Origin of the sequence: Paenibacillus chitinolyticus NBRC 15660 (assembly GCF_000739915.1) — a bacterium.
GTDB lineage: Bacteria > Bacillota > Bacilli > Paenibacillales > NBRC-103111 > Paenibacillus_F > Paenibacillus_F chitinolyticus.
Map to the genome: position 1 here is coordinate 48,153 of NZ_BBJT01000023.1, position 10,966 is coordinate 59,118.

The 10,966-nt window shown below is 48.1% G+C and carries 9 protein-coding genes; 8 read left to right on the top strand and 1 reads right to left on the bottom strand.

Features of this window, described 5'->3' with window-relative positions:
- Window positions 1-94 precede the first annotated feature (94 nt).
- Window positions 95-229, bottom strand: a complete 135-nt coding sequence (rpmH, locus tag PCH01S_RS30065) for a 50S ribosomal protein L34 (protein ID WP_009673467.1) — start codon at window positions 227-229, stop codon at window positions 95-97.
- 477 nt (window positions 230-706) lie between these two features.
- Between rpmH and dnaA the strand changes: the two genes are divergently transcribed.
- From dnaA to PCH01S_RS28530, 8 genes are all read left to right on the top strand, one after another.
- Window positions 707-2,071 carry a chromosomal replication initiator protein DnaA gene (dnaA, locus tag PCH01S_RS28495; protein WP_042235694.1) on the top strand — a complete coding sequence of 455 codons (1,365 nt, stop codon included), beginning with the start codon at window positions 707-709 and terminating at the stop codon, window positions 2,069-2,071.
- A 168-nt stretch (window positions 2,072-2,239) separates the two neighbouring features.
- Window positions 2,240-3,382 (top strand): DNA polymerase III subunit beta, encoded by a 1,143-nt coding sequence (gene dnaN, locus PCH01S_RS28500; protein ID WP_042235697.1) that lies wholly within the window; start codon window positions 2,240-2,242, stop codon window positions 3,380-3,382.
- A gap of 39 nt (window positions 3,383-3,421) precedes the next feature.
- The gene (yaaA, locus tag PCH01S_RS28505) at window positions 3,422-3,637 is read left to right on the top strand and encodes a S4 domain-containing protein YaaA (protein ID WP_042235700.1); all 216 of its coding nucleotides are present in this window, start codon (window positions 3,422-3,424) and stop codon (window positions 3,635-3,637) included.
- 27 nt (window positions 3,638-3,664) lie between these two features.
- The gene (gene recF / locus PCH01S_RS28510; protein ID WP_042235702.1) at window positions 3,665-4,783 is read left to right on the top strand and encodes a DNA replication/repair protein RecF; all 1,119 of its coding nucleotides are present in this window, start codon (window positions 3,665-3,667) and stop codon (window positions 4,781-4,783) included.
- Between the two features lie 6 nt (window positions 4,784-4,789).
- Window positions 4,790-5,038, top strand: a complete 249-nt coding sequence (gene remB, locus PCH01S_RS28515) for an extracellular matrix regulator RemB (protein ID WP_042235705.1) — start codon at window positions 4,790-4,792, stop codon at window positions 5,036-5,038.
- A gap of 34 nt (window positions 5,039-5,072) precedes the next feature.
- The gene (gene gyrB / locus PCH01S_RS28520) at window positions 5,073-6,989 is read left to right on the top strand and encodes a DNA topoisomerase (ATP-hydrolyzing) subunit B (RefSeq protein WP_042235708.1); all 1,917 of its coding nucleotides are present in this window, start codon (window positions 5,073-5,075) and stop codon (window positions 6,987-6,989) included.
- A gap of 64 nt (window positions 6,990-7,053) precedes the next feature.
- Window positions 7,054-9,579: a DNA gyrase subunit A gene (gyrA, locus tag PCH01S_RS28525; protein WP_042235711.1), complete on the top strand. Its 2,526-nt coding sequence runs from the start codon at window positions 7,054-7,056 to the stop codon at window positions 9,577-9,579.
- 89 nt (window positions 9,580-9,668) lie between these two features.
- Window positions 9,669-10,742, top strand: coding sequence for an HD-GYP domain-containing protein (locus PCH01S_RS28530; protein WP_042235713.1), 1,074 nt, complete (start codon window positions 9,669-9,671; stop codon window positions 10,740-10,742).
- The last annotated feature ends 224 nt before the right edge of the window (window positions 10,743-10,966 follow it).

Below are 10,966 nucleotides of genomic sequence, written 5' to 3' on the forward strand. Positions count from 1 at the left end.
CTAGTTTTCACCGGTAACGGGCGGTTTAATCGGTCGAAACCCTCACAAGCCTATAAAAACCCAGAAAAAAAGACCACATCAAGTGGCCTGGCAATTAAGCACTCAGTACTTTTCTACCTTTTTGACGGCGTGCTTGCAGCACTTTACGGCCGTTTTTCGTGCTCATTCTTTTACGGAAACCGTGGTTCTTCTTCCGTGTTCTTGTGTTCGGGTTAAACGTAGGACGCATCTATTTGCACCTCCCTGAGGATCTATCTAATCCCAAAAATGTCTTTTTCAATTAAAGCACAAAGAGACCCTAAAAGTCAAGGTGGAAGCTCGGCTGGAACAACCTGTGTACAAATTTTTCAACCCTCTGTGCAGAACTTGTCGAAAGCAAACAAATTATCAACAATATCTAGTGGTGTTAATATTAACTTTACACAAGGGGTTGAATATGTGGATAAATTAAAACATTGCGTTGATAATCCCTCTCTCATTTGCTAATATAGTATTGTTTCTGTTGTGGATATTCTCCTGACACCCTTCGTTTATCAACAGCCTGTGGATAACATTGTGAACAATTTTCCCTCTATTCGAGCAAGTCTCTTCTGCATAACCTGACTCGTGTGGATAAGAATCGACAAGATTTTGTGGTAATTGACATGAAGCAAGGCGACATGGCGTTTTCCGCAAGTCTTTTTTATGTTTAAAGGAGTGAACTGTTGTGGATAGCCATACGACCGACTCATGGCAGCAAGTCCTGTCTATCATACAAAAAAAATTAAGCAAGCCGAGCTTCGATACTTGGCTTAAATCCACAAGAGCTACCGTCTTTACGGATACGACTGTCGTCATCAGCGCACCGAACAATTTTGCGAAAGAATGGCTGGAAAGCCGCTACGCGAAAATGATCGGGACCACGATCTATGAATTTCTCGGCAAACAGGTCGAGGTCAAATTCGTAAACGAGTCCGACGAGAAATCGCCCGTCGCGGTACAAACCACGCCCCCGGAAATTCCGAAGGAGCCTGCCGCTCCCGTTCAAGAAGAAACTTTTCATCATATGATGAACTCGCGGTATACGTTCGATACGTTCGTTATCGGCGCCGGCAACCGGTTCGCCCATGCGGCTTCCCTTGCCGTTGCGGAGGCCCCGGCCAAAGCATACAATCCGCTTTTTCTATACGGAGGCGTAGGACTCGGGAAAACCCACTTGATGCACGCAATCGGGCATTATGTACTCGAACATAATCCGCGGGCGCGCGTTCTTTACATCTCTTCCGAGAAATTTACGAACGAATTCATCAATGCGATCCGGGACAACCGCGGCGAAGGATTCCGCAACAAATACAGAAGCATCGACGTGCTTCTTATAGACGATATTCAATTTCTTGCGGGTAAAGAACAGACGCAGGAAGAATTTTTCCACACCTTCAACGCCCTTCATGAAGAAGGCAAGCAGATCATCATTTCCAGCGACCGGCCTCCCAAAGAGATCCCGACGCTCGAAGACCGTCTGCGCTCGCGCTTCGAATGGGGGCTCATTACGGATATTCAGCCGCCGGACTTAGAGACGCGTATTGCCATTCTCCGCAAGAAAGCCAAGGCCGAGAATCTTGAAATTCCGAATGAAGCGATGGTGTATATCGCCAATCAGATCGATACGAACATTCGGGAACTCGAAGGTGCGTTGATTAGGGTCGTCGCCTATTCCTCGTTAAGCAACCAGGATATTACGACTCATCTGGCTGCGGAAGCGCTGAAAGATATTATCCCTTCAAGCCGGCCGCGGGTCATTACGATGCAGGATATCCAGCAGAAAGTCGGAGAGTTCTACGGGTTGAAAATGGAGGACTTCAAAGCGAGGAAACGGACCAAAGCCGTTGCTTTTCCTAGGCAGGTTGCCATGTATTTATCCCGGGAAATGACCGATTTCTCTCTTCCCAAGATCGGCGAGGCGTTCGGCGGACGCGATCACACGACCGTCATCCACGCGCACGAAAAAATTAGCGAGGCCCTGAAGACAGATCAGGAACTTTTCAAAATCATTCATAGCCTGACGGAAAAAATCAAAAATCCGTCCTCTTAATAACTACAAGCCTATGCACAAACTATGCACATGTGGATAGGCTTGTTTTTTGTGACTTTCGTCCACATATCCACATATCCAGTGCCTCTACTACTATTACTAATAAAAAAAAGGTATTATATAAGGGTATGCAGTCCGGCTAGAATTTAGAACCACAGGAGTGAAAACATGAAATTAACGATATTGAAAGATCAACTTAATGAATCCATTCAGCACGTCTCCAAGGCCATCTCCAGTAAAACGACTATTCCGATTTTGACCGGAATCAAAATAGACGCCACTTCAGAAGGTGTAACACTGACTGCCAGTGACACCGACATTTCCATCCAAAGCTTTATGCCAACCGAAACTGCTGAGCTGAAAGTAATTGAGCTCTTTCAACCGGGAAGCGTCGTGCTCCCCGCTAAATTTTTCATGGAAATGATCCGCAAGCTCCCCTCCCAAACGATCGAGATCGAAGTTAAGGACCATTTTCAAACCACCATTCGTTCGGGATCTTCCGAAGTGCAAATTATGGGTCTCGACCCTGAAGAATATCCGCTTCTGCCCCAAATCGAAGAAAGCCGTACGATCCGGATTCCAAGCGATCTGCTCAAAACGATGATCAAGCAGACGTCTTTTTCCGTTTCGACGAATGAAACTACGCCTATTCTGACCGGTGTACTCTGGCAGATTTCGGACAATAAGCTGAAATTTATCGCTTGCGACCGCCACAGACTGGCTTCCCGTGAGATTAACCTCGATCTGGAGCCGGGACAAAAATTCCATCCGATTGTTATTTCCGGACGTACGCTTAACGAGCTGAGCAAAATTTTGCCGGATCAGAATTCCTTGATCGATATCGTTATCGCGGACAATCAGGTCTTGTTCAAAATGAACTCGATTTTGTTCTATACGCGCATTCTGGACGGAACTTATCCGGATACATCCAAGCTTATTCCGCAGTCGTTCCAGACAGAACTCGTTGTGGGCACCAAAGAACTGGCCGATGCGATTGACCGTGCTTACCTTCTTTCCAGAGAAGATAAGACCAATATCGTTAAACTCGTGATGAAAGAAGATGAAACCATCGAGGTTTCTTCAAGTTCGACCGAATTGGGCAAAGTAACGGAGCAACTGCAGCTTCAGAAAATCAACGGCGAACTGCTGCGGATCTCCTTTAACTCCAAATATATGCTCGATGCGCTTAAAGTTATGGATAGCGACCACATTCACATCGGATTCACCGGCGCTATGCAGCCGATTATTATCCGTCCGGAAGAACAGCAAAATATTTTGCAGCTTATTCTCCCGTACCGCACAACAAACTAAGCAGACTGACAATTAAATCAGACAAACGGAGGAGACTCGATGAAAGAGGTCACCATTCGTACGGAATATATAACCTTGGGTCAATTTTTGAAACTGGCGGACTGCATTCAAACCGGAGGACAGGCCAAATCCTTCCTTCAGGAAGCCCATATCGAAGTAAACGGAGAAAACGAAAACCGCCGCGGGCGGAAGCTGTACTCCGGAGACAAAGTTGCCGTAGAAGGCTGCGGGGAATTCGTCGTGTCCCGGGAATAGGCCCGAGGAAGCACAGGAGGAACGCCATTGTTTGTCAAACGGCTGTTGTTGGAACATTATCGAAATTATCCACATGTGGAAATCTCGACGGATCGGAATGTTAACATCTTTGTAGGTCCCAATGCGCAGGGGAAGACCAACTTGCTGGAATCCATCTACGTGCTTGCACTGACCAAGTCCCACCGTACCCATCAGGAGAAGGAATTGATTCAATGGCAGGAGGACCATGCCAGACTTTTTGGCGAGGTGGAACGGAAATACGGAATGAGTACGCTCGAGCTTTCCATATCGGGCAAAGGCAAGAAAGCGAAAGTAAACGGGCTTGAGCAAAAAAAGCTGAGCCAGTATGTCGGGGCGCTTAATGTGGTGATGTTCGCTCCCGAAGACCTGGAGATCGTCAAGGGAAGCCCCGGCATCCGCCGGAGGTTTCTCGATATGGAGATCGGGCAGGTCTACCCCAGCTACCTTTACGACCTCACTCAATACCAGAAGGTGCTTGTGCAGCGCAATAATTTGCTGAAGCAGTCCTACCCCCCTTCCGCGGCCAATAGCTCTATGCTGGATGTATGGAACGAACAGCTTGCAGCCTTCGGTGTTAAAATTATGAAAAAACGTCAAAGCTTTATAAAGAAACTCCAAAGCTGGGCGGAGCAGATTCATCAGGGAATCACCAACGGCAAGGAAATGCTCCGGGTGGAGTATGCTCCTTCCTTTGCGGACGGGCACTTTGAAGATGAATCTGTTTTATTGGACCGATTTATGATAAAGTTATCACAGATAAAAGAACAGGAAATGCGAAGAGGCGTCTCATTGATCGGTCCGCACCGGGACGACCTTCTTTTCTGCATTAACGACAAAGACGTACAAACGTACGGATCCCAAGGGCAGCAGAGAACGACTGCTCTTTCTTTAAAGTTAGCCGAAATCGAACTCATCCGGGAGGAGGTCGGCGAGTACCCTGTGTTACTCCTCGACGATGTTCTTTCCGAACTTGACGAATATAGACAGACCCAACTCATCCAGACGTTCCAGAAGAAAGTACAAACGTTTATCACAACGACCGGACTCGAAAGCGTCCATTTGGACCAGTTAGACCATGCGGCCGTTTTTCATGTTTCGAGCGGCAGCGTCATCGACAGGAGTTGAGAGATTGTGTTTATCCATTTAGGCGGCGAAAAGATTATTCGTTCCTCGGAACTCATCGCGATTTTCGATCTGTCGATCGAGAAGTCTTCGAAGATATCCAAGCAGTTTATTGCGGAGGCTACTCGCAGCAAGAAGATTGAGATCATTGGCGAAGAGGAATGCAAATCGCTTGTCGTGACGCAAGGCAAAGTGTATTATTCCCCAATCTCCTCGATGACTTTGAAGAAACGCGCAAATCAGCTGTTGACGAACTGAGCGATTTGACTATGTAAAAGCAGGTGAAGGGTGTATGACTTTGAACCAAAATTCGTACGATGAGAATCAGATTCAGGTACTGGAAGGGCTGGAAGCCGTTCGTAAAAGACCGGGCATGTATATCGGCTCGACCAGCAGCCGCGGCCTGCACCATCTCGTGTGGGAAGTTGTCGATAACTCCATCGACGAAGCGCTGGCCGGTTATTGTACCCGTATCGACGTCATCGTTCATAAAGACAACCGGATTACCGTAATTGACAACGGACGCGGAATTCCCGTAGGGGAACATGCCAAGATGAAGCGTCCCGCGCTAGAAGTGGTTCTCACCGTACTCCATGCAGGCGGTAAATTCGGCGGAGACGATTCGGGCTACAAAGTTTCCGGCGGACTTCACGGGGTAGGTATTTCCGTTGTTAACGCGCTGTCCTCGCATCTTCACGTACGAGTCAAGCTGCACGGTAAAATCCACGAACAAGAATATCGCCAGGGTAAACCGCAATATGATCTTCGGATTATAGGCGAAACGGAAGAAACCGGAACAACGGTTACGTTTACGCCCGATCCGGAGATTTTTACGGAGACGACCGAATATGATTACGAGATTCTGCAATCCAGAATCCGTGAGCTGGCGTTTTTGAATAAAGGAATCGAGATTAATCTGACCGACGAACGTACGGATACTTCCGAAAGCTTTATGTACGAGGGAGGAATTAAATCCTTCGTCGAGCACTTGAACCGGAACAAAGAAGCCCTTCATCAACCTCCGATTTATGTCGAAGGCAGCAAGGAAAATATCCAGGTTGAAGTGGCTATTCAGTACAACGACAGCTATACGGAGAACATCTATTCGTTTGCCAATAATATCAATACACACGAAGGCGGTACTCACGAGTCCGGTTTCAAAAGCGCATTGACGCGGATTCTGAATGACTACGCGCGCAAAACGAATGCGATCAAAGAAAGCGGGTCTAACCTGTCCGGTGACGACGTTCGTGAGGGCCTAGCCGCCATTATCTCGGTTAAGATACCCGAGCCTCAGTTTGAAGGGCAGACCAAGACGAAGCTCGGCAACAGCGAAGTGCGCGGGATCGTCGATTCTCTGTTTGCCGAGAAGCTTCTCGAGTTCCTGGACGAAAACCCGGCGATCGCGAAGAAGATCGTGGAGAAAGGACTCCAGGCTTCCCGTGCGCGCGAAGCGGCCCGCAAAGCAAGAGAATTGACCCGCCGTAAGAGCGTGCTGGAAGTAAGCTCCCTTCCGGGCAAGCTGGCTGACTGCTCGTCCAAGGATGCGTCCATCAGCGAGCTGTACATCGTGGAAGGGGACTCCGCCGGCGGATCGGCCAAACAGGGCCGTGACCGTCATTTCCAGGCCATTCTGCCGATCCGCGGTAAAATTTTGAACGTCGAGAAAGCACGTTTGGACAAAATTTTATCGAACCTGGAGATCCGTGCCATTATTACGGCGATGGGTACAGGAATCAGCGATGATTTCGATATTACCAAAGCTCGATACCATAAGCTGATCATTATGACGGATGCCGACGTCGACGGAGCCCATATCCGTACCTTGCTGCTTACGTATTTCTATCGTTATATGCGCAAGCTGATTGAAGTGGGGTATGTGTATATTGCGCAGCCGCCTCTTTATAAGCTGGAGCGGGGCAAAGTGGCCCGCTATGCATACAGCGACAAGCAGCGGGATGAGATCATGAAAGAGTTTGGCGAAGGAGCCAAAGTCAACGTTCAGCGTTACAAAGGTCTCGGGGAAATGGATGCGGAACAATTGTGGGATACAACCATGGATCCGGAAACCCGCACCCTGCTGCAAGTCACCATCCAAGATGCGATGGATGCCGATTCTATTTTCGATACACTGATGGGAGACAACGTGGAACCTAGACGTAACTTCATTCATCAGCACGCGAAGTATGTAAAGAACTTGGATATTTAGGGCTTCAAGAGATAGAAGGCTGGATTTATTCCAGCCTAGGATGCACGTTTCAGGAGGATAAATCATGACCGAAGAAATGCGTTCGCAAGTCGTTGAGGTTGATATTAGTTCGGAAATGCGCACCTCATTTTTAGATTACGCCATGAGTATCATCGTCAGCCGTGCGCTTCCCGACGTCCGGGACGGCCTCAAACCGGTTCACCGGCGTATTTTATACGCGATGTCCGAGCTGGGCATGTATTCAGATAAACCGCACAAAAAGTCAGCCAGAATCGTCGGCGAAGTAATCGGTAAATACCATCCTCACGGGGATTCTCCGGTATATGAAACGATGGTCCGGATGGCTCAGGATTTCTCGCTGCGTTACATGCTCATTGACGGGCACGGAAACTTCGGTTCCGTCGACGGCGACATGGCGGCAGCTATGCGTTACACGGAGGCGCGTCTCTCCAAGATCGCAATGGAGATGCTGCGTGATATCAATAAAGAGACCATCGACTACATTCCGAACTATGACGGAGAGGAACAGGAGCCGGTCGTACTGCCGGCACGGTTCCCTAACCTCCTTGTTAACGGATCTTCCGGGATTGCCGTAGGTATGGCCACCAATATTCCGCCGCATAATCTTGGAGAGGTTATCGACGGAATTCAGCAAATGATCGAGAACCCGGATGTAACTCCGTTGGAATTGATGCAGTCAATCAAGGGCCCGGACTTCCCGACGGGTGCGTATATACTCGGCCGCGAAGGAATTCGGCAGGCTTATGCCACAGGCAGAGGCTCCGTCACCATGAGAGCGAAAGCCGACATTGAAGAAGTGAATAATAAAGCACGGATTATCGTGCATGAAATTCCTTATCAAGTAAACAAAGCACGTTTGATTGAAAAGATCGCCGAACTCGTCCGCGACAAGAAAATCGACGGCATTACAGACTTACGCGATGAATCGGACCGTAACGGTATGCGTATCGTTATGGAGCTGCGTCGTGATGTGAATCCGAATGTCGTTCTCAATAATTTGTATAAGCATACAGCTTTGCAGTCCAATTTCGGTATCATCATGCTCGCCCTCGTAAATGGGGAACCTAGGGTTCTGAACCTGAGGGAGATGATTTATTATTACCTGGAGCACCAGAAGGTCATCATCCGCAGACGTACCGAATACGATCTGCGTAAAGCCGAAGCTCGTGCTCATATTCTCGAGGGTCTGCGTATCGCGCTCGACAATCTGGATGAAGTCATTGCCCTAATCCGTTCTTCGCGTACAACCGAAGCTGCGCGTGAAGGCTTGATGACAACTTTCAACCTTTCTCACGATCAGGCGCAAGCCATTTTGGATATGCGTTTGCAGCGCCTTACAGGTCTGGAGCGGGAGAAGATTGAACAAGAGTACGCCGAGCTTCTTCAAAAGATCGCAGAATTAAAAGCTATTCTTGCCGATGAGCAGCTTATTCTCGCTATCATCAGCGAAGAGCTCAATGAAATCAAACAAAGCTACGGCGACGAAAGACGCAGTGAAATTACCAAAGGCGAAGACAGCATCGAAGACGAAGACCTGATTCCTCAAGAGGATGTTGTCATTACTATTACCCACACGGGCTATATTAAACGCCTTCCGGTAAACACGTACCGAAGCCAGAAACGCGGAGGCCGCGGAATCGTCGGTATGGATACGAAGACGGATGACTTTGTAAACCATCTGTTCGTAACCAACACGCATCACTATCTTCTCTTCTTTACGGACAGAGGCAAAGTGTACAAGCTTAAGGCCTACGAGATTCCGGATCTTAGCCGGACTGCGCGGGGAACCCCGATTATCAACCTGATTCAGATTGAACAGGGCGAAACCGTAAGTGCCGTTATTCCGGTTCAGGAATTTAGTGCGGACAATTATCTGTTCTTTGCCACAAAGCAGGGGATTGTGAAAAAAACTCCGTTGGATGATTATATCAATATCCGCAAAGGCGGTCTGATCGCAATCAATCTCCGTGACGATGATTCGCTTGTCGGCGTAAAACTGACGGATGGCAAGCGTGATATTATCATGGGTACGCGTGACGGCATGTCCATCCGATTCCCGGAAAACGATGTCAGATCCATGGGCCGTTCCGCCACGGGTGTCAAAGGCATTCAAATCGGACCGGAAGATACGGTTATCGATATGGACGTGGTGGATGAAGACGCAAGCGTTCTGATTGTGACCTCCAAAGGTTTCGGCAAACGGACGCCTATAGCGGAATACCGCGTGCAATCACGGGGCGGTAAGGGCATCAAGACGCTCAACGTTACCACCAAGAACGGTGCGGTTGTAGGTCTTAAAGTCGTGAACAACGAAGAAGATCTCATGATCATTACCGCGAGCGGAACACTTATTCGGACAAGCATCTCCGGCATTTCTGAAATGGGACGCAACACGCAGGGGGTTCGTCTAATCAACATCCGCGAGGATGATGAGGTGGCGACTGTCACTCATGTGGCCAAGAGCGAGGAAAGCCAGGATGACGAGTTCAACGAAGAAGATCAGGAACAAATGGCGTCTGAACAAACGGATGCACAGGTGGATAATCCTGAAGAGGATACTGAAATTTAATAAATAGTTTCGAAGGTGGGGACTTACATCCCCATCTTTTTTGTTTTACAATAAAATTGACAAACTTAGGTAAAGCGGAGGGAAATACCTTGCGGACAGTCTCTGTGTCACAAATTAAAGCCGGCGACAAGCTCCTGGAGGCTGTAAACAGCCGTTTCGGCAATGCATTATTTTATAAGGGCAGAATCCTGACAGAGCGAGATGCGGAGATTCTGAAGGCATTCCTGATCTCTACCGTAACCATTGATAACGGGACAAGCAATTCAGGCCAAGAATCGGCCAGTGCGGTCGCTTCAGCGGATATAGATACGAAGCAAATCTCGTCCTTTGATCTTTCTTACGACAAAATGCTCCAACTGCTTAAGAAAGCGTTCGGTCTTGTGTTGGGCAATTCTGCCCTGCCGGTGCTGGAGATGCGTAATGAGCTTCATAAGCTGATCGAGCATATAGAAGGATACCAGGTCCTTACGTTTACACCGAGGCAGTTTCAGCTGCAGGATTTCGTCCATCACAACAGCATCATGGTTTCTCTGACATCTTATCTTCTGGCTAAATGGCACGGACTTCCTCAGAAGGATTGGATGCAGATAGCCCTCGCCGGACTCCTGCATGATATCGGGAATGCCAAAATCGATCAGGCTCTTCTCGTTAAACCGACCAAGTTAACACCTATAGAGCTTGAGGAAATGCGCAAGCACACCCTTTACGGTTACAATGTGCTAAAACCGATAGCAGCCCTTAACGAGGGTGTTAAGCTTTGTTCTCTTCAGCATCATGAGCGGGAGGACACTTCCGGCTATCCGCTTGGTCTTAAAAGCGATCAGATTCACATCTATTCCAAAGTGGTTGCTGTAGCCGATATCTTTCATGCCATGACAAGCGTTCGTTATCATCAGGAAGCCACATCCCCTTATCTGGTTCTGGAGCAGCTCAGCAAAGATTCTTTTGGTAAAGTCGATCCGGCTATCGTCAATACGTTCATCAACAAAGTGACTTCGTTTCATATCGGGACCGTTGTAAAATTGAACGATAACCGTGTAGGCGAAATTGTTTTCTCGGATCGGTCGTACCCGACGCGCCCTTGGGTCAACATCAACGGAACAATCGTTAACCTCACATTGGAAAGAAATCTGTACATTCAAGAGGTCATTGAAGCGCGTTAAGGACAAATAGGCTCGATGAAAAATATCTTCCCTAGGGAAGATATTTTTTGTTGACATAGTAAAGTGTGAATGGTATATTTGTATTCCGCCTTCCGAAAGAAGCGACAAATTAAAAAGCCTGAAAAAATTCATCGAAAAAAAGCTTGCAATCAACTAGGTGAATGTGGTATATTAATTAAGTCGCCGCTGAAACGAAGCGGACAACGACGAGGCTGATAAAGCCG